This is a genomic window from Solitalea canadensis DSM 3403 (assembly GCF_000242635.2).
GTDB lineage: Bacteria > Bacteroidota > Bacteroidia > Sphingobacteriales > Sphingobacteriaceae > Solitalea > Solitalea canadensis.
This window is the reverse complement of the sequence record NC_017770.1, coordinates 2,977,816-2,999,176: the sequence shown is the minus strand read 5'-3', so window position 1 is coordinate 2,999,176 and position 21,361 is coordinate 2,977,816. Positions and strand designations below refer to the sequence as shown.

The 21,361-nt window shown below is 39.0% G+C and carries 16 protein-coding genes; 13 read left to right on the top strand and 3 right to left on the bottom strand.

The window, feature by feature from the left end:
* Positions 1-5: 5 nt before the first annotated feature.
* Positions 6-725, bottom strand: a complete 720-nt coding sequence (locus tag SOLCA_RS12305) for a LytR/AlgR family response regulator transcription factor (protein ID WP_014680778.1) — start codon at positions 723-725, stop codon at positions 6-8.
* Positions 722-1,807 carry a sensor histidine kinase gene (locus SOLCA_RS12300; RefSeq protein WP_042479755.1) on the bottom strand — a complete coding sequence of 362 codons (1,086 nt, stop codon included), beginning with the start codon at positions 1,805-1,807 and terminating at the stop codon, positions 722-724. Before SOLCA_RS12300 ends, SOLCA_RS12305 begins: the two co-directional genes overlap by 4 nt.
* Positions 1,808-1,979: 172 nt before the next feature.
* Here SOLCA_RS12300 and SOLCA_RS12295 point away from each other — a divergent pair, with 172 nt between their 5' ends.
* Positions 1,980-2,354, top strand: coding sequence for a Fur family transcriptional regulator (locus SOLCA_RS12295; protein WP_014680776.1), 375 nt, complete (start codon positions 1,980-1,982; stop codon positions 2,352-2,354).
* A 164-nt stretch (positions 2,355-2,518) separates the two neighbouring features.
* Here SOLCA_RS12295 and SOLCA_RS12290 read toward each other — a convergent pair whose 3' ends face one another.
* Positions 2,519-3,394: an AraC family transcriptional regulator gene (locus tag SOLCA_RS12290; protein WP_014680775.1), complete on the bottom strand. Its 876-nt coding sequence runs from the start codon at positions 3,392-3,394 to the stop codon at positions 2,519-2,521.
* A gap of 212 nt (positions 3,395-3,606) precedes the next feature.
* On the opposite strand from SOLCA_RS12290, the gene SOLCA_RS12285 reads away from it, so the two are divergent.
* The 12 genes from SOLCA_RS12285 to SOLCA_RS12230 all read left to right on the top strand — a co-directional run bounded on the left by SOLCA_RS12285 (position 3,607) and on the right by SOLCA_RS12230 (position 21,187).
* Entirely contained in the window at positions 3,607-4,716 is a 1,110-nt protein-coding gene (locus SOLCA_RS12285; RefSeq protein WP_042481233.1) for a glycoside hydrolase family 26 protein, read from the top strand.
* 43 nt (positions 4,717-4,759) lie between these two features.
* A complete protein-coding gene (locus SOLCA_RS12280) occupies positions 4,760-6,589 on the top strand; it encodes a sodium:solute symporter family protein (RefSeq protein WP_014680773.1) in 1,830 nt (609 codons plus the stop codon).
* Positions 6,590-6,635: 46 nt separating this feature from the next.
* Entirely contained in the window at positions 6,636-7,817 is a 1,182-nt protein-coding gene (locus SOLCA_RS12275; protein ID WP_014680772.1) for a glycoside hydrolase family 130 protein, read from the top strand.
* The gene (locus SOLCA_RS12270; protein WP_014680771.1) at positions 7,817-8,989 is read left to right on the top strand and encodes an AGE family epimerase/isomerase; all 1,173 of its coding nucleotides are present in this window, start codon (positions 7,817-7,819) and stop codon (positions 8,987-8,989) included. The genes SOLCA_RS12275 and SOLCA_RS12270 overlap by 1 nt, the downstream gene beginning before the upstream one ends.
* A 196-nt stretch (positions 8,990-9,185) precedes the next feature.
* Positions 9,186-12,335, top strand: coding sequence for a SusC/RagA family TonB-linked outer membrane protein (locus tag SOLCA_RS12265; protein WP_042479752.1), 3,150 nt, complete (start codon positions 9,186-9,188; stop codon positions 12,333-12,335).
* Positions 12,336-12,355: 20 nt separating this feature from the next.
* Positions 12,356-13,966 (top strand): RagB/SusD family nutrient uptake outer membrane protein, encoded by a 1,611-nt coding sequence (locus SOLCA_RS12260; protein WP_014680769.1) that lies wholly within the window; start codon positions 12,356-12,358, stop codon positions 13,964-13,966.
* Positions 13,967-13,996: 30 nt separating this feature from the next.
* Positions 13,997-15,064: an IPT/TIG domain-containing protein gene (locus SOLCA_RS12255; protein WP_014680768.1), complete on the top strand. Its 1,068-nt coding sequence runs from the start codon at positions 13,997-13,999 to the stop codon at positions 15,062-15,064.
* 68 nt (positions 15,065-15,132) lie between these two features.
* The gene (locus SOLCA_RS12250) at positions 15,133-16,431 is read left to right on the top strand and encodes a glycoside hydrolase 5 family protein (RefSeq protein ID WP_014680767.1); all 1,299 of its coding nucleotides are present in this window, start codon (positions 15,133-15,135) and stop codon (positions 16,429-16,431) included.
* A gap of 4 nt (positions 16,432-16,435) precedes the next feature.
* Positions 16,436-17,644 carry a glycoside hydrolase family 26 protein gene (locus SOLCA_RS12245; RefSeq protein WP_014680766.1) on the top strand — a complete coding sequence of 403 codons (1,209 nt, stop codon included), beginning with the start codon at positions 16,436-16,438 and terminating at the stop codon, positions 17,642-17,644.
* A gap of 131 nt (positions 17,645-17,775) precedes the next feature.
* Positions 17,776-19,014 (top strand): glycoside hydrolase family 27 protein, encoded by a 1,239-nt coding sequence (locus tag SOLCA_RS12240; RefSeq protein WP_014680765.1) that lies wholly within the window; start codon positions 17,776-17,778, stop codon positions 19,012-19,014.
* A 119-nt stretch (positions 19,015-19,133) separates the two neighbouring features.
* A complete protein-coding gene (locus SOLCA_RS12235; protein ID WP_014680764.1) occupies positions 19,134-20,195 on the top strand; it encodes an SGNH/GDSL hydrolase family protein in 1,062 nt (353 codons plus the stop codon).
* Positions 20,189-21,187, top strand: coding sequence for a glycoside hydrolase family 5 protein (locus SOLCA_RS12230; RefSeq protein WP_014680763.1), 999 nt, complete (start codon positions 20,189-20,191; stop codon positions 21,185-21,187). Before SOLCA_RS12235 ends, SOLCA_RS12230 begins: the two co-directional genes overlap by 7 nt.
* Positions 21,188-21,361 lie beyond the last annotated feature (174 nt).

Below are 21,361 nucleotides of genomic sequence, written 5' to 3'. Positions count from 1 at the left end.
GCCCTTTATTTTAGTAGTACCTTGCCTTTGAAATATTCCTCAAAAAAGGCATCTCTGTAACTGTTGCCAATTGGTATTTCATGCTCATTGATATAGGCAAAATTATTATCAAGGGATGTTATTTGATTAGCATTAACAATGAAAGATTTGGCTATCCGGTAAAAATTAGCAGGTAGCTGCTGTCCAATGGTTTTGATATTCATCGCAGTTATGATATTTTGTCCCTCTAAATGGATAATTACATAATCTTTGAGTCCTTCAATAAAAAGAATATCCTTCAAAATGATCTTATAGAATTTCCGATCTGATCTTACGAACATAAAATCATCTTCAATGGATTGAACGCTATTCTGCTTTTCACTAGATTGAATCAGTCCGAAATAAGAAACAGCTTTCTGGACAGCTTTTTCAAATCGTTTGGGTTCAATGGGTTTTACCAAATAGTCGATCGCATCTAGCGCATAACTGTCAACCGCATACTGTGCATAAGCGGTTGTAAAAATGATTAATACATTATCAGACAGCAAGGCTGCAAAATCCAGCCCGTTTTGCTCTGGCATATTAATATCTAAAAATACCAGGTCTATTTTATGCGATTTGATAAACTCTGCCGCCGCCAACGGATTGTTAAAGGAGCCGGAAAACGTGAGCTGATTAAAATTATCAGCCATCATTTGTATGCCATCCCGAGCTATTGGTTCGTCGTCAACAATTATATAATTCATAAAGGTAATTCAAGATTAACAATGTACTGGTTAGTTTGGTTCGTTGATTGAAGGGTGTGCTTATCCGCATAAATAAGCTCTAAACGCCTTTTTATATTGGTAAGGCCAATACCTCCAACAGTTTGTTTTATATTGTTTGAAGCTCCAACCGGGTTAATACATTCGAAATGCAATTCGTCACTTTCTACCCTAAAACGAATAGCTACAAAAGGTATTTCACTTGTTGTTACATTATGCTTGATCGCGTTTTCAACAAAGGGAATAAACAGAAAAGGAGGGAGCATTATTTCATTACTATTTCCATCAATTTCTATCGAGTAATTGAATTGATCGCGGCGTGTTTTTTCTAATTCAAGCAAATTCTTTAGAAATCTGATATCGGCTGAAAGAAATACTTTATCCTGTGTATTATCGTAGAGTTGATAACGCAGCAACTCAGAAAGTTTCAATAATAAATCTGAAGCTTTTTCGGTATCCCGGCGAATGAGTACATGGATATTATTTAGTGTATTAAACAAAAAATGTGGGTTAATCTGACTCTTTAAATGAGCCAGTTCAGAGCGTAGGCTGTTGCGTTCCAGCTGACCGATCCTGTAATTGTTAACGATCCACAGCTGAAATAATTTAATACTGCTTACAGCTGCAAGGAACAAGCAAATAAAAAAACTGAAGCCGATTAAATCCCAAAAAGATAAATTAAGATTGTCTCCTTCAGAAAATGTGGTAGCAACATAAAATCTGTCGAAAAGATAAATAAGTGAAAAAAAACTAAGTATGATTCCGGATAAAACAAGAAGATACGCAGCATACTTATTCATGGTCAGGTAGTTAGGAACCAGCACATAGATATTCAGGTAAATAATGGAAGTGAAGAAAATGAAAAACAGGATATTAAGATAAAAATTGATGGTTGAACTCTCTTGTTCAGACAGTCCGACCTTTACCTGTATACCTCCATTTTGCAGAAAAAACATATTGGCCAGCACAAGTATCAATAAGCTATGTCGTACTATACGCCATTTTGAGCCAATCAGGAAATGTATAAACGGATTGTCGAGATAGTTTTCCTCTTGTTTATTCATAGTCATATTCAAAAATAGAGCTTAAAAACAGCATAATCGCTCCCCTAAGAAATATGTTACAGAAAGTTAATATTGGCATTAAGAAATTCGGCAAATCACTAATACTTGTCAGTATTATTTTATTAATGCAATTTTGTTGCAGGGATTGGTTGGGCTTAAAGAATAAATCATTATGCAACGAAGAAACACACCTGCTAAGCAAGAAATATTGTTGATGCTTCAAGATGCCCATTCGGCATTAAGTCAGGATATGATTGAGCAGCAAATGAAAGGAACAGTGGATAGGGTTACTATTTATCGGGTTTTAAATAGTTTTTGTGAAGATGGTATTGTGCATAAAATCGTTTCGGATGAAGGGAAAAACTACTTTGCCTTATGTACCGAATGCAAGGAAGGCCATCACGATCATGATCATTTTCACTTCAGGTGCCTGAAATGCAATAAAGTGGAATGTATGAGCGAACATGTTATTTTTAAACTGCCTGCTGGTTATACAGCGCAAAATGTTAATTGTTGGATTTCGGGAGTTTGTGATAGGTGTGCTTAAGAAAATTATGTTACACAGCCCCAGCCCCTCTCAAGAGGGGAATTTGCATAGAGAAAAATACCCCTAACCCCTAAAGGGGAACTTTAGATAAAAGCTCCTATTCTTAGCATTGCCAATTATTAATTGATAGACAATTAGTCTTGCACATCGCTTCAGAAATGAACCTAAATAAATATCCTGGTTCCTGAAAAACTATCCCTGAATTCTTTAGGGGTGCAGTTTTTCTTTTTCTTGAAGATACGGTTGAAGTTTGATATGTTATTGAACCCGCATTTATAAGCAATTTCTGCAACTGTTTGGGTACTGTCGATCAGCATACGGGTGGCATGTCCCAGGCGGATTTCGTTCAAACTGTCTATAAAGGTATTCCCTGTCCGTTTTTTAACAAACCTGCTAAATGAAACCTCCGGCATGCTTGCAATTTTTGAAACCTCCGCAAGCGTAATTTGCTTATTGTAGTTATTATTCATGTACTCAAACACTTTCTCAATTCGGCGGCTGTTGTAATTAAACTGCTCATTACTAAAACTGGCATCCGATAATGTGCGCATGTTTCTTGATGAAGAAAGATCGTGCAGGATAGACAATAACTCTAACACCGAGTCGAATCCACTTTTTTGATTAAGCGTTAAAATTCGGGGTTTTAAGCGTTCAATAGTTTCAGGTGAAAACAAAATGCCTTTTTGAGAACGTTCAAACATATTTCGTATTAAACTAAGCTGGTTACGTTTCATCAGTTTAGCATCAAACAGATCTTTATGGAACTGAATGGTTACCTCCGTAATTTCTTCACTCTCACATTGATGAGTAAACCAGGCATGACAAAGGTTTGATCCCACAAAAACCAGTTCGGCATCATCAATAATATCAATGTGATCGCCAACTATTCGCTTTGCACCTTTTGCATTTAATATTAAGTTTAGCTCGTACTCCTCATGATAATGCAACGGGAAGTCGAATTCTTTCTTAGTCCGTGAGAAAATGGTGAAGCAATCGTTCTGCGTTAACGGTGTTATTTCTCTGATGATGTTATTATTCATAGTATAAAGGTAAATAAATATAATACTATTTGTCAATATATGAATAGTACATGGTAAAAATAGTATAGCCTATATATTGTGATTATCTACTAAATATCAGCATAAAATGATATATCAATACAAATAAATGTTAAAAAAATATTAATTATTATTTGAAAACTAATTTAGTTTTGATGCAACCAATTTATCGGACAGATCCGAATTATGTATTAATGAAACACCTAAAAAAAATAGCTTTATCTGTAATTGCTGCTTCAGTGTTAAGTGCTTCATGCACAGCTCAAAAGGTGGTTACGGCCGATAAAAAAGCAAGTGCTAAAACGCAAGCGTTGTATGCTAATCTTCAAAAATTGACGGATACTTATACATTATTTGGTCATCAGGATGATCTTGCTTACGGTGTTGGATGGAAATTTGAAAATGGCCGCTCTGATGTGAAAAGTGTCATAGGTTCCTATCCAGCTGTTTATGGCTGGGATATCGGACATATAGAACTGGATAGTCTCAAAGAACTGGATGGTGTTCCTTTTGAAATGAGCCGGAGATTTATGGTTCAAGTTTATGAACGCGGCGGTATTAATACCATCAGCTGGCATTCAACGAATCCGGTAAATGGAAAATCAGCTTGGGACACTACCGAGCACTCGGTTAAGCAACTGATCCCTGGCGGAGCAAAACATACAGCTTTTAAAAATAGCCTTGATAAAGTTGCCAAATTCCTAGTCAGCCTAAAAACTGCTGACGGAACGATGGTTCCTGTAATTTTCCGCCCTTTTCACGAGCATACCGGAAGTTGGTTTTGGTGGTGTAAGAATACTTGTACTCCCGAAGAGTTTAAGTCGCTCTGGAGATTTACTGTTGACTATTTAACGAAAACAAAGAAGCTGAATAACCTGCTTTTCTCCTACTCTTCGGCTGATTTTAATTCCAAAGAAGATTTCCTGGAGTATTATCCTGGTGATGAATATATAGATGTAGTAGGTTTTGATATCTATTGCTTCGACAATCAGGAGTTCTTTAAGGCAAAATTAGACAAGCAACTGGCGATTCTGCAGGAGGTGGCAAAAGAACATCATAAAATTCCGGCATTAACAGAAACCGGTTACGAACGTGTTCCGATGGCAAACTGGTGGACAGAAACTTTGTTGCCAGTTCTTTCGAAATACAATATGGCGTATGCATTAATGTGGAGGAACGACCGTAAAGAGCATTTTTATGCACCTTATCCCGGCCAGGTAAGTGCTGATGATTTTATTCGGTTTTATAATCATCCCAAAATAATGTTTCAGGATAAACTAACGCCGTTAAAAATTTATAAGTAACAATTAAAATAAACCCTCGCTCTCTATTGACCAATTTATTTTTATGAAACTTCAATTCATTGACATAGCAATCATCGTTGTGTATCTGCTTACTACGGTGGTTATCGGGCTGTGGTACAGAAAAAAAGCGAGAGAAAACAAAGAAAGTTATTTAATGGGCGGTAAGTCGCTGCCATGGTACAAGTTGGGGCTAAGCGATGCCTCAGACATGTTTGATATCAGCGGTACCATGTGGATGGTGAGCCTTTGTTTTGTGTACGGTATGAAAAGTATCTGGATTCCCTGGCTATGGCCGGTGTTTAACCAGGTGTTTTTAATGATGTTCTTATCAAAATGGCTACGCAGATCAAATGCCAATACGGGTGCTGAATGGCTGGCAACACGTTTTGGATCTGTTGGCAAAGGTGTAGGCCTATCACATAAGGTGGTAATCGCATTTGCCTTGTTAAGTTGTCTGGGTTTCCTTGCTTACGGGTTTGTTGGATTAGGAAAGTTTGTGGAGATATTTCTTCCATGGGATATGGTAAGACCCTATGTTCCTTTTGAAGTAGCACCGCAGTATGTCGCTCATTTTTATGGAATTGTATTTACCCTTTTTGCTATGTTTTATTCCATTCTTGGAGGTATGCACAGCATTGTGTTGGGTGATATGATAAAATACGCAATTATGACTGTTGCTTGTTTTTCAATTGCCATTATAGCCGTTATCAATTTAAGAGGAAACGAATTAAACGTACCACAAGAGTGGTATAGCCCATTCTTTGGAGCGCACCTCGACATGGACTGGTCGAAGATCATTGCCGATGTGAATGAAAAAATAAAAAGTGACGGCTATTCATTGTTCGGTATTTTCTTTATGATGATGACCTTCAAAGGGATTTTTGCCGCACTAGCTGGTCCTGCTCCGAATTACGATATGCAAAAAATCCTGTCAACGCGCTCGCCAAGAGAGGCTAGTAAAATGAGCGGTTTTGTTTCCATTATTTTATTGCCGATTCGTTATTCGTTGGTAATTGGTTTAACCGTTTTAGGTTTGCTTCATTACCACCAAATGAACTTAAAAGGTGTTGATGGAGTAATTGATTTTGAACGTATTCTTCCCGCTACCATCAATAATTTCTTACCTACCGGTTTAATTGGTTTGGTGTTAACAGGTTTGTTAGGCGCATTTATGGGCACCTTCAGCGGTACGTTAAATGCAGCACAAGCTTACATCGTAAATGATATTTACCTGAAATACATTAATCCAAACGCTTCAACCAAAAAGGTAATCTCCATGAACTACCTGGTAGGGGTGTTAGTAGTTGCTGTTGGAGTGTTTTTAGGATTCTTTGCAAAGGATGTAAACAGTATCCTTCAATGGATAGTGTCAGCTTTATATGGTGGATACATTGCTGCAAACGTACTAAAATGGTACTGGTGGCGATTTAATGCCAACGGATTCTTCTGGGGAATGTTAACCGGTATTGTTTCCGCATTGGTATTTACCCGCTTCTTCGAAGGAATCGAATTCCTTTATTTCTTCCCTGTTTTATTCTTATTGTCACTTACCGGGTCAATTGTTGGCACGCTGGCAGCTCCTCCTACAGATATCGAAGTGTTAAAGAAATTTTACCGCACTGTTCGTCCATGGGGTTTCTGGAAGCCTATTCATGATCTGGTAGTAGCCGATGATCCTTCTTTTGTGGGCAATAAAAACTTTGGCAGAGATATGTTCAACGTGGTTTTAGGCGTAACTGCACAATTGTGCTTAACCATTTTGCCTATGTACCTCGTGTTAATGATGAAACTTCCATTATTAGTAACCATTCTGATTCTTACAGTAATTGTGTTGATCCTGAAAAGAACCTGGTGGGATAAGTTGGAAGATTAATAGCAATGATCAATGATATGTTTTTAGAACCGAACTTATAAAAGTAATGATAGATTTTGAAACAAGATTACAGGAGTTAAAAGCAGCTCACGAAGCTCTTGTGAGTCGGCCAAATAGTCAGCAGGAGTTGGGTAACGGAATCTTTGTACGGTACAGGTATCCGGTACTTACCGCTGCTCATGCTCCATTGGTTTGGAGGTTTGATCTGGATCAGGACACCAATCCCTATTTAATGGAGCGCATCTGTATTAATGCAGCGTTTAATGCAGGTGCAATAAAATGGAATGGAAAGTATGTGTTGGTGGCCCGTGTAGAAGGTGCTGACCGTAAATCATTTTTTGCTGTTGCTGAAAGTCCGAATGGCATCGATAATTTTCGGTTTTGGGAGTATCCGGTAAATATGCCTGAAACAGCGAATCCCGATACCAATGTTTATGATATTCGTTTAACTGCTCATGAAGATGGGTGGATCTATGGATTATTCTGTACAGAACGTCGTGATCCGTCGGCTCCTGAGGGTGACCAGTCGGCTGCATTAGCTCAATGCGGTATTGCGCGGACTAAGGATCTGGTAAAATGGGAGCGTCTGGCCGATTTAAAAACAAGTTCACCACAGCAACGGAATGTAGTGTTGCATCCTGAATTTGTGAATGGGAAATATGCCTTCTACACCCGTCCGCAAGATAGTTTTATCGAAGCTGGCAAAGGAGGAGGGATTGGGTTCGGTTTATCTGATTCAATTGAAAATGCAGAAATCCTGGAAGATCAACTGCTGGATAAAAAGCAGTATCACACTGTTTATGAGTCTAAAAACGGGCAAGGGCCAGCTCCGATAAAAACGGAAAAAGGTTGGCTGCATTTGGCTCATGGAGTTCGGAATACTGCTGCAGGCTTGCGTTATGTTTTATACATGTTCATGACAGATTTAAAAGATATCACCAAAATCATTCACAAGCCGGCAGGTTACTTTATTGCTCCTGTTGGTGAAGAGCGTGTTGGTGATGTTTCAAATGTGGTGTTTAGTAATGGATGGATCGCTGATGATAATGGTGATGTATTTATTTATTACGCCTCGTCAGATACACGTATGCATGTAGCTACAACAACTGTCGATCAACTGATTGATTATGTAGTGAACACTCCGCAAGACGGTCTTCGCTCTGCAGCTTCTGTTCAGCAGATTTATCAGTTGATTGATAAAAATAAAACGGTAAAAGTTAATTGTTAATGATGGTTGATGCCGCAAAATATCAAAAAGAATTAGGACGAATCCTAAGCTATTGGAGTACAGTAGCCTTTGATAAAACGAACGACCGGTTTTATGGTAAGATTGGTAATGAAAATCAAGTTGATGTGTTTGCGTCGTTAGGTTCGGTTTTGTATTCCCGCATATTATGGTCGTTCTGTGCGGGATACAAAGCGACCCAAAATGAAGATTATCTACAGTTTGCCGATAAAGCTTATGAATACCTGATCGATAAGTTTCTAGATAAAGAATACGGAGGTGTTTACTGGTCGCTGGATTCGAATGGGGAGCCTCTTGATACTAAAAAACAGATTTATGCATTGTCGTTTGCGATTTACGGTCTTACGGAGTATTACATGGTTCGTAAGGAAGAAAAAGCGCTTGATGTGGCAATTGGTTTATATATGTTGATAGAGCAACACAGTTTTGATCCTGTTCAATTGGGTTACCTGGAAGCATTTAACAGCGATTGGTCATCTGCAGGTGACTTAAGGTTGAGTGCTAAAGATGCCAATGAGAAGAAGACCATGAACACGCACCTGCATATTCTGGAAGCTTATACCAATTTGTACAGAGTTTGGCCGGAAAGCTCGGTACTTAAACAGATTAAGCAACTCATCGACGTATTCATTAATCACATCATTCATAAGGAAACAGCACATCTTCAGTTGTTCTTCGATGAAAACTGGAAATCAAAATCAACGATCATTTCTTATGGTCATGATATTGAAGCGTCCTGGTTACTGCTGGAAGCAGCAGAGGTAACGAATGATGAAGAGTTAATCGCCAAAATCAAAGAAATAGCAGTCCAAATGGCCAATGCTGCAGCCAAAGGATTGTCAGGTGATGGCGGGTTAAATTATGAATTTGAAAACGGTCATCTCATTGAAGAAAAGCATTGGTGGGTGCAGGCAGAAGCATTGGTGGGTTTTTATAATGCATTTCAACTTACGGGAGATAAGGTTTTTCTTGAAAGATTTGAGAAGAGCTGGGATTTTATTGAAAAATACATTCTTGATGTTGACAAAGGCGAGTGGTACTGGGGAGTACATAGCGATTATTCGTTAATGCAACACGAGGATAAGGCAGGTTTCTGGAAGTGTCCATATCATAACAGTAGGGCCTGTATAGAAATCATGAGAAGAATAGCATAATTATAATGATAATTAAGTATTCTAATTATGGTAAAAAATATATTGAATTTACAATCTCTCATTATTGACTTATATACAGTTTATTAGGTAATAATTTCATAGTAAATTGAAATTTGTATATAAGTAATTGATAAAAAAGTATTATAAAAAGAGATAGATAGCATTCTATATTTGATTAGACCAATTTATTATTAACATGCGAAAATTTCTACTAGCAGTCATGCTTACCGCATCCCTGATTGTGAGTTTTCAGTCTTTCATATTCGCTCAGAACCTCACTATAACAGGTAGTGTTTCTGACGAAAAAGGCTTACCACTTCCGGGTGCCACAGTTTTGGTGAAAAATACCAAAACGGCTACCGCAACTGATGTAAACGGTAGGTTTACAATCAAAGCTGCCCCTAACTCAATACTTGTATTTACTTTCCTTGGAATGGAAGAGAAACAAGTAACAATAGGTAGTCAAACAACAATCAATATCAGCCTAAACCCCGCAACAAAAAAACTGGATGAAGTTGTAGTGATCGGTTACGGAACGCTAAGAAGAGCTAACGTAACATCTTCAATTGCTTCCGTTAGCGAAAAAGAACTTAAAAACGTACCGGTAGCCGGTATCGACCAGGCTATCCAGGGTAAAGTATCCGGTGTTACAGTTACAAGTAACAGTGGACAACCTGGTGGTGGTGTTTCGGTAAGGGTGCGTGGTATCAGTACCGTAAATGGTAATGAGCCGTTATATGTTATCGACGGTGTTCCCGTAGACGCTACCAGCAAAACTACCCTTTCTCAGGATTTCCTTGGCGGTGGTGGTGGTCAGACCGGACAAAGTGTGCTGGCTACGATAAACCCTGCGGATATTGCATCCATCGATATCTTAAAAGACGCATCTGCTCAGGCTATTTATGGTTCAAGAGGTGCTTATGGTGTTGTTTTAATCAATACCAAAAAAGGCCGTCAGGGCCAAGGTAAGGTTACTTACGATACTTATTATGGTATTCAAACCATTCCTAAAAAGTTAGATGTGATGAACCTGAATCAGTATGCGCAATATTCAAATTCAATTGTAGATGAGATAAGAGCTGTTCCGGGTAGTTATATTGATAGTGTTGGTGAGTTTAGAAATCCGACGTTATTAGGTCATGGTACCGACTGGCAAGATGAAATCTACCAAAGTGGTGCAATGAATAGCCATCAGTTGGCTTTCTCTGGAGGTGCTGAAAAAACTTCTTACTACTTTTCGGGTGGCTTTTTAGATCAAAAAGGTACACTTATCGGAACAGGCTTTAAAAGATATACATTGCGTGCAAACATCGATCAGCAAGTAAAAAGCTGGTTCAAAGCCGGTTTTAGTGCTAACTTATCGCGTAGCAATCAAACCGTTGGTTTAACCGATGCTTTTGACGCAGTAACAAGTACCGTATTGTATAACACGCCTGTATCTCCGGTTAGAGATGCATACGGAAACTTTGTGCAAACCACCAATATTGGGGTAAACTCGGTGGCGTTAACCAATAACCCTGTGATGTTGACTACTATGCGTAATGTAGAGTCGGTAGCAACTCAGGCTTTAGGTTCATTATACGCCGACTTAAAGATTTATAAAGGAATTACATTCAGAACAGAAGGTAACTATAACTTTAACCTTACAAGTGGTAAAGCTTATCAACCTTTCCTTAAGAATTCAGAAACAGGCGCAGTTATCTTAAGTCCGAGTAAATTAAGGGAACAAAGAAATAACAGCATTTACTGGGCATGGAAAAACTACCTGAACTATGATGGTACTTTTGGTAAGCATGCAGTTAATGCAGTTGCCGGTTACGAAGCGCAGGAGTCAACTTATGATTATATCAATGCCAACAGAAATAACCTGGTATTAAATCTTCCTTCATTAAATGCAGGAGCAAAAGATGATGCTCAGGATATTGGTGCCGGTGCAGGTGCTTGGAGTATGGCCTCATTCTTTGGTCGTGTGGGTTATACCTATGATGGTAAATACTCAATTAGCGCAACAGTAAGACGTGATGGTTCATCAACCTTTGGTCCGGATAACAGATGGGGTACATTCCCTGCAGTTTCTGCTTCATGGACCGCTACCAATGAAGCATTCATGAAAGATATCAAATACCTTGATTACTTAAAATTACGTATCGGTTATGGTAAAGTAGGTGGTCAGCAGGTAACGGGTAATAACTTATATACTTCAAATATTAACCTTATTGCGACAGCTCCATTTGGTGGAGGTGGTTTACCTGCAAATGTTGCCAATCCATACCTTTCATGGGAAGCCATTGAAACCTATAACGGAGGTTTTGATGCAACCCTGTTCAATAGTAAAGTGGAACTGACTGTAGATTTATACAAAAAGATTTCTACTCAAATGTTGCTTCCTACTCAGTTACCGGCCTTCTCAGGTTTGGGAACCGCATGGAATGATATTAAAACTCCAGTAACAAATGATGGTCAAATGACCAACACCGGTTTTGATATTGGATTAACCACTTACAACATCCAAAAAAGAGACTTTATCTGGAAATCTATTTTAACATTTAGCCATTATAAAAACGTTCTTAACCGTTTGAATAACCCAACCGCTACTATTAAAGGCGAGTATGATGAGTATGGAACCAGAACGCTGGTTGCATTAAGCCAGGCCGGACAACCGGTAGGTGCATTCTACGGTTATGTAACTGATGGACTGATCAGAACGGAAGAGGATTTACATGCACTTGATTATGGTTTAGCTGTTGGTCCTGGTAGCTTATACTACGGTGATGTTAAGTTTAAAGACTTAAACAATGATGGTAAAATTGATGATAAAGACGTAACTGTAATTGGTAACCCAAATCCTAAATTCACTGCCGGATTTACCAATAATTTCAACTACAAACGTTTTGATTTGTCAGTATTCTTGTACGCAAGTTACGGAGCCGACATCTTCAACTATACTCGTCGTTCAACAGAGGCAATGAACTCTCCATGGAATAATCAGGTTGCTACTGTTCTTGACAGATATTCTGCTTCTAATCCAAATGGAACCTTACCTCGCTATAACCAATGGCACAATAATAACCTTAGGATTTCTGATCGTTTTATAGAAGATGGTTCTTATTTGAGAATTCAGAATGTATCGTTAGGCTATAATTTGCCAACAAATTTGCTGAATAAGATTAAAGTAGCATCTGCAAGGGTATACTTCTCTGCTCAGAACTTGTATACATTCACTAATTACTCGGGTTATGACCCTGAGCTTGGTTTGGTAAACACTTCTGTTACTTTCCAAAATGTTGATAACGGTCATTATCCGGTACCTCGTACCTATACAATCGGTGCTAATATTGAGTTTTAGTAATCAGAAAAAATTAAGACATGAAAGCAAAAATCATATTCCTTTTAGGAGTTATAGCATACATGGGCAGTGCTTGTAAGGACGATTTTCTGAATCATCCATCAACCACTAACCCAACTATTGATACCTACTATACCAATGCTGAGGAAGTAAACGGAGCTACCGGATTGTTGTACAATTCAGTATGGAATGATTGGTCAGATAAAGCCTTTATATCGGTAGGTGACGTATTAGGAGGAACGGTTACCGGTATGCAGGGTAATGCTCAGTATAACTCATTCTACAATTTTAATATTCAAAGTACGGATGGTTTGGTAATGGATACATGGAAGTCATGTTACAAAGCTGCCGGACAAGCATCTGTATTAATTCAGGCGTTTGAGGAGAAAAAGAAAACCGCAGTGGATGCAGGGTACCTCAATTTAGGTATTGCTGAAGCAAGATTTATTCGTGGTTTTGCCTACTTCTACATCGCACGTACATTCGGCGATGCTCCGATTGTTGATAATCCCTTGGATTTGACAAAACCTGGCAACGGAAACGTTCCTCGTTATATTCAGAAAGATGTTCTTCGTTTTGCACTGGAAGATCTTAAATATGCTGAAGCAAACTTACCTGAAGTAGCTTACCAGGATGGTCGTGTGACTAGGTATTCTGCTAAAGGTATGATGGCAAAAATTTACTTATACAGTAAAGACTATGAGAACGCCAAAGCAAAAGCTAAAGAAGTTATTGATTATGCTGAAGCTACCGGAAGAATTGGGTTGCTGACTGATTACAACGGTATGTTCACCTCATCTGTAATTGGTAACTATAATAATAAAGAGTCTTTATTCTCATTAAGGTGGTTAGCAGCAATGGGTTGGAACGGTGGAAACCGTTACCAGTTATACGTTGCACCTCAGCCTTTGTTAAAGCCGCTTCCAACCGGAGGTAATGGTTATTCGGCGGCAGTACCTTCATTTGATGTGTTGAATACTTCAACAGGTTATGAAGTTGGCGATAAAAGACGTAGCTGGTCAATTATGGAACATGGATTTCATAAGTCTGAATGGGTAAATGAAAACTTCCCTGAAGGATTTACTTATGACACCACAGGAAAAGTTACCAACGACCATTTCATCTTCACTCCAACACGTACCAATATCCAAAAGTATGTGGTTGGTCCAAACAGAAGTGGTGAAGTTGTAACACCTGATAGCCATAACAGTATGTGTACATACATTCTTCGTTATTCAGATGTGTTATTAATCTATGCTGAATCAATATTAGCAGGAGGTGGTTCAACTTCTGATGCAAATGCACTTAAATATTTCAATATGGTACGCCATCGCGCCGGCTTTGGAGTGTCAGCAGATAAAACTTCATTAACAATTGACAACATTTTGCATGAGCGAAAAGTAGAGTTTGCTTTTGAAGGTGATTATTGGTTTGATATTCAGCGTCAGGGTTTTGCGAAAGCACAGCAGATGATTGCTGCTCAAGAGCGCGGTACACTTGGCGGAGACGGAAAATTGACAAGCTTCAAAGCGTCTATTTCTTCTCCATCGCAGTTGTTCTTGCCTATTCCTCAGTCGGAAACGGTATCAGACCCTGCGTTGTTGGAACCTGCAGTACCTTATTATAAATAATTGATCACACTATTCTAATCACGTACGATTATGAAAAAAATAGAGAAATATTTAAGAAACCTGCTGATTGTAATAGCGAGTGTGTCAGTTATGCAATCATGTACGCAGGAAGCAGAACCGGCGGCAGAAGCTTCTGCTAATCCTAAGGCAGACAAATTAGATCCGGGATCGGCAAAAGGAAATGAAGTGTTAACACTTACCGGTAGCGGTTTGGGTGAAATTACCAGTATTGTTTTTGATAAAGGAGATGTTCCTGCACCGTTTAATCCGGTTTACAATACTGATAAATCACTTATTTTCAGAGTTCCGGATACTGCTAATGGAGGTGAACAAAATATCATTATTACCAATAAAATCGGTAAGCAGTTTTCAGTACCTTTCAATGTAATTGCGTTGCCATTAGTTTCAACAGTGTCTAACTACAACTTTGTTGAGGGTACTCAAATAACACTTTCAGGAAATAACCTGGAAGATGTTAGTTCAGTTGTTTTAAACGGTAGCAGTGATGAGGCCACTATTGTTTCAAAAAATAAGAAACAATTGGTAATTAAAATGCCTGCATCAAACGCAAACACTGTTTCCTTAGTGATAACCAATCCTACAGGTCCGATAACCACTACTCAGGAATTTGTTAACCTTGATAAAGCATTCAAAATATTCGCCGATAACTATGAAAATGGTTTTGAAAATGGCTCATGGGGCCCTGCGGAGGTATCTTCTGAATACATAAAATCTGGTAGCAAATCATTCAAAGCAACCTATAACAAAGGAAATTGGAGTGCAGACGGTTTTGCTAATTGGAATGCCGGTTGTGCCTATTCACCAGACTTTAAGTACTTATCATTTTGGGTAAAAGGCGCTTCAGCTGACTATGTTTTATACATTACTGGCGATCAACGTGCGGGTGGATATGGTAACTCTGACAGATCAGCTCCGATAGTTATTCCTGCTAACGTTTGGACTTATTTCAAGATTCCTCTTTCGTCATTAGGACTATGGGCTAAAGGAAATACATTTAAACAATTAGGTTTCTGGATAGAAGGTCCGGATAAACAAAACGAGTCATTCTATTTTGATGATGTGATTTTTGTGAAATAATTAACTAACTAAAAGCCTGATCAACTACCAACAGCTGTATTGATCAGGCTTTTTTATGATCTATTGTAATGAAAATAACTCTTTCTGGTATACTTCTCTTTACATTGCTATTATTTGGTTCCAAAACCGAGGCTCAATCCAATTTTGTCAGCGTAAAAAACCATCAATTCATTCTTAATAACAAACCTTACTATTATATAGGTACTAATTATTGGTATGGTGGATTGCTGGCGTTGGTAAAAGATAAAAAACATGGCAAAGACAGGCTGAGAAAAGAATTGGACTTTCTGAAAGCACATGGAGTAACCAATCTTCGTGTCTTAGCCGGATCTGAAGGTAAAGGGTTGGTTAATGGAGTGGAGCGTGTAAAACCGACTTTACAAGCAGAGCAAGGACAATTTGATGAGTCATTATTAGAAGGACTTGATTTTCTGCTGTTCGAGATAGGAAAAAGAAAGATGCATGCTGTTTTATTTCTGAGTAATAATTGGGAGTGGAGCGGTGGTTTTCTTCAATATTTAAGCTGGAACAAGATTATTACCGACTCAACCATGCAAAGAAAATTGAATTGGGATGATTTGCGTGATAACACCAGCAAATTTTACTCATGTCAGCCTTGCATTGAAGATTATAAAAAACAGGTTCAATTGATTGTGAACCGGGTTAATAGCTATACTAAAAAAGCCTATAGAGACGACCCCGCTATTATGGCCTGGGAGTTGGCAAATGAGCCTCGTCCAATGCGTCCAACAGCTGTAGATGCCTATAAGCAATGGACCTCAGAAATGGCTGTTTTTATTAAATCATTGGATAAAAATCACCTCGTAACCTTGGGTACAGAAGGGATAATGGGAACAGAAGAATCAGCCGAATTATTTGAAGAGGTTCATCGTCCTTCACAGATTGATTACCTCACCCTACATATCTGGCCAAAAAACTGGAGTTGGTTTAAGGGTAAAGAAATTGAACAAGGACTTGATTCTGTAATTGCCAAAACGGTCCGCTACATTCAAACACAAAAACAAATTGCAGATAAGCTTAATAAGCCATTGGTGATAGAGGAATTTGGCTTACCAAGAGATCAACATTCGTTTGACCCTACTACTACCACTGCGGCACGTGATGGTTATTACTCTGTCGTGTTTACACAATGGAAAAACAGTGTACTCCAAAACCATTCAATTGCCGGATGTAATTTCTGGGCATTTGGAGGTACCGCCCGTCCAGTTCCGCATCAGGAATTTTGGAAAGAAGGAGATGACTTTATGGGTGATCCACCACAAGAAGAACAAGGACTTAATACGGTCTTCGACAGTGATAAAAGTACTTGGAATATAATCAAGCAATTTGCAGTAAGTCCAAAGTAAGATCATGAGGATAAAAGCAATTGTGATACTGCCATTAATCATCTTTACTGTTTTAGGAGCTTGTAAAAAAGATTCACCAAAACCAGAGGGTGATGGAGGAGAGGTTGTTGTACCTGAAGAAATTCCTGATTTAACAACCGTTCGTACGTGGTTGGTTGATAAATCAGCTACAGAAGAAACTACTGCACTGTTTTATAAATTGAAAGTAAGCTCAAAAACCAAGGTATTATTTGGCCATCAGGATGATACCAAACGAGGATACTCTTGGGAAAATGAACAAGATAACATGCCATATGATCTTTCGCGGTCGGATGTGAAAGAAGTTACCGGAGCCTATCCCGCAGTTTATGGTCATGATTTTATTCATATAGCCAATTTTGCGGATGGGGTCTGGTTCGATTATGAGAAGCAAATAGCCCGTGATTGTGCTGTACAGGCCTATAACAGAGGCGGAGTTAATACGTTTTGCTGGCATTATGCTAATCCGGTTTCAAAGGGAAGCTTTTACTGGAATGATTCGCCGCAAGAGGCAGTAAGTCAGATATTACCAGGTGGAGCCTACCATGAAGTTTATAAAAAATCCCTTAAAGAAATAGCTGATTTTGCCCAAACGCTTATCGGAGCTGATGGCAAGCTTGTCCCCATTATTTTCAGGCCATTTCATGAGTTCGACGGCGATTGGTTCTGGTGGGGGAAAGCACATTGCACTGCTGCTGATTATAAATCATTGTATCAGTTTACGGTAACTTACCTGCGGGATGAGTTAGGTGTACATAATTTCCTATATGCATGGTCGCCCGACAGAAACTTTACCACTGAAGCTGAATACCTGGAGCGTTATCCTGGTGATGCCTTCGTAGACCTTGTCGGAATGGATAATTATGAAGATATGAAGGTGGACGGTTCTGTATCAATTGCAGCAAATAAGCTTAAAATCATTTCGGATTATGCCAAAAAACAGAATAAGCTGGCGGCTTTAACAGAAACAGGGTTGCAAAACCTAACAAAAAAGGATTGGTATACCCAAACGCTTTTAAAGGCACTAAAAGAACAAAAGGTGGAACTTGCCTATGCAATGGTGTGGACTAACACGCCTAATGCATTTTGGACCCCATACAAGGGCCATGCTTCTGAATCCGACTTTATAAAGTTTAAGAATGATGCCTATATCATGTTTGGAGATAAGATAGGAAGCATGTATAAATTGAAATAGGATACTGATTTGAAAGAACAGTTGAGAACACACCCCCAACCCCTCTCAAGAGGGGAAACTACAACCTGATTCTCCTATCGAGAGAGGTTAGAGGTGTGTCCCTTTATAATCATTAGAAAAATAAATAGATAATGAAAAAACTTCTTACACTCTTCAGCTTGCTAAGCCTAACCTGTTTTGCTTTCGGACAAGGCAATAACTACGTTCAGAATTATACCAAGTATGAAGGCCTTGCGCTGACTCCACCTATGGGATGGAACAGTTGGAACAAATTTGCTTGTAATGTGGATGAAAACCTGATTAAATCAATCGCTGATGCTATGGTAAGCTCGGGAATGAAAGACGCGGGTTATACCTACATTAACATTGATGACTGCTGGCATGGTGATCGTGATAGTTTAGGCTTTATTCACCCTGATCCTAAACGTTTTCCTTCGGGCATGAAAGCGCTGGCCGATTATATTCATTCCAAAGGGTTAAAAATCGGTATTTATTCAGATGCCGGCTCGCAGACCTGTGGAGGCCGACCTGGTAGCCGTGGCTATGAATTTCAGGATGCAATGACCTATGCTGCATGGGGAATTGATTATTTAAAATACGATTGGTGTAATACCGAAGGGTTAAAAGCTGAAGGTGCTTATAAAACAATTACAGCTGCATTGCGTCGTGCGGGCCGTCCAATTGTGTTGAGTATTTGTGAGTGGGGTAATGATAAGCCATGGGAATGGGGTAAAACGGTTGGGCATTTATGGCGTACCACCGGTGATATCTATAACTGTTTTGATTGCATCGAAGATCATGGAACCTGGAAATCGTTTGGAACCATGCAAATTTTAGATATGCAGGATGGCCTCCGTAAATATGCCGGGCCTGGCCATTGGAATGATCCTGATATGTTGGAGGTAGGTAACGGAAAACTAACCCCTAGGGAAGATCGGGCACACTTTACCATGTGGGCCATGCTGGCTGCTCCACTGATTGCCGGTAATGATATTCGTAACATGGATAAGGAAACGGTTGAAGTATTAACCAATAAAGACATAATTGCCATTAACCAAGATTCGTTGGGTATCCAAGGATTTAAGCATACTTCTGTAGATAGCCTGCAAACATGGTTAAAGCCGCTAAAAGGAGGGGACTGGGCTATTTGTTTTCTCAACAGAAGTAAAAGTGAAAAAGTAGTTTCATTGGATTGGAAAAAAGTGATTATTCAGGATTCACTTTCTGGAAAGGAATTGAATGGGCAGACTTCAACCTATACACTAAAAAATTTATGGACGAAGAAAAAAACAGGTACAACCAAGAAACCTTTTAGCACAAAAGTACCTGCACGTGACGTGGTGGTATTGAGGCTTGAATTAATAAAATAACGAGTTTGTAATGTAATAATAGGTAACTCACCCTAATCCCCTGCTCTGAAATGAGGTTTCCCCTTTTTGAGAGGGGACAGGGTTGGGTTAAAGTATAAACAATTAAACCTTCTCGAACAGTGAAAAGAATACTACCCATTCTTGTTTGCCTGTTGATTTCTTTTAGTTCAAAGGCAACACCCCCACATTTTTATCCCGCCGATAATTCATTATTCCGATATACTGGTCGTATCGATTTTTCCAATGAAAAACTACCTCGTTTCTGGGCGTCCGGCGTATATATTGAGGCAGCTTTTGAAGGTAAAAGCTGTGAAATACAGTTAAATGATGAAATGCTTTACGGAAAGTATCATAATTACATCACAGTGGTTATTGATGATGAGCAGCCACAACGGATTAAACTAACCGGAAAAACAAATGCATTAACTATTACTGCAAAAACGAATAAAAAAACGCACAAGATTCTTATTTGTAAAACCACTGAATCTGGGATCGGTTATCTGGAGTTTTTAGGCTTAAAATGTGAAAAGTTGCTTCCTTTAGCACCAGCTCCTTCACGGAAAATTGAGTTTATTGGAAATTCAATAACCTGTGGTATGGGTAGCGACGAATCGGTAATTAAATGCGACAAAGGCGAGTGGTATGATCAGCATAATGCTTACCTGAGTTATGGAGCAATAACAGCGCGGTCTTTAAATGCACAGTGGCAATTAAGTTCCGTTTCAGGCATTGGACTTATTCATAGCTGTTGCAACCTCACTATTAAGATGCCGCAAGTGTTTGACAAAATATATATGCGGGAGGATAGCATAAAATGGAACTTCAAGAATTATGTTCCTGATGTAGTTACTGTTTGTCTGGGCCAGAATGATGGTATTCAGGATTCAGCTACATTTTGCAGTGCTTACGTGAAATTTATAACACAGCTCCGTTCTCATTATCCCAAAGCAACAATCGTTTGCCTGACCAGTCCTATGGCGGATGAAAAACTGGTAGCTGTACTTAAAAATCAACTAACAAGTATTGTTGCGGCGGTGAAAAAATCCGGAGATGAGAATATCGATTCTTATTTCTTTTCTAAACGCTATCACAACGGCTGTGGTGATCATCCGGATTTGGAGGACCACTTACAAATCGCCAATGAACTTACAGCTTATCTTAAAAAACTAAAAAAATGGTAATTCAATCAATATCAAAAAAAGCATTGGTTTCTTTGCTGCTTCTAATTTCCATAATAGGTAGTTCCAATGCACAATGGGTAGCTCCGGTTAAGAACCACGGAGCACTAAAAGTTGTAAACGGAAAAATAGTTGATGTAAATAATGTCCCGTCTCAATTAAGAGGAATAAGCTTGTCGTGGAGCATTTGGCAGGGGCAGAAGTATTACAACACAGAAGTGATCGACTGGTTGATCAAAGACTTTAAAATATCATTACTGAGAGTATCAATGGCGATTCAGCATGATGGAGGCTATCTTCAGCAGCCCGAACAACAATATGCCTTGATAACCAAAGTGATTGATCATGCTTTAGCGAAAGGAATTTACGTATTGATCGACTGGCATGACCATAATGCCGAACAGCACCTGGAAGAGTCTAAAGGCTTTTTTGATAAAGTAGCGAAACGTTACGCCGATAAACCAAATATCATTTATGAGATTTGGAATGAGCCTGAACGTCAAACCTGGCCTGCTATTAAAGCGTATGCAGTGGATGTGATCAAAACAATCAGGAAAAACGATCCCAATAAGCTGATCGTTGTGGGAAGCTCGAGTTGGGATCAGGATGTGGATATTGCCTCCAAAGATCCTATAACGAGTTTTAATAACACTGCCTATTCATTTCACTTTTATGCTTCTGACCCAAATCATAATGAAATGTTAAGGGCCCGTGCCGATCTGGCTATTAAAAATGGTCTGGCTTTATTTGTAACCGAATGGGGGGTTGGCGAAGCAAACGGCGATGGTGAGTTCAACAGAGTAAAAACCAACGAATGGCTTAATTGGATGGAGTCGAATAAACTCAGCTGGGCCAACTGGAACATTACAGATAAAAAAGAAACCACAGCCTTGCTTATGCCGGGAGCCCCTGTTAATGGAAACTGGACAACAGATCAGTTAACAGATGCCGGGAAGTACATTCGGGAGAAATTGAGGGAGTTGAATGGGTTTTAGTTCATGGTTCATAGTTCATAGTCCATAGTTCATAGTCCATAGTTCATAGTTCATAGTTCATAGTCCATAGTCCATAGTCCATAGAAGTTTTTCTATAGACTAGAGTATCAATTTTATTTTTGAGACTATCCAGATAAAAAGTTAAGTAATGCAACTATACAATCACCATGGACT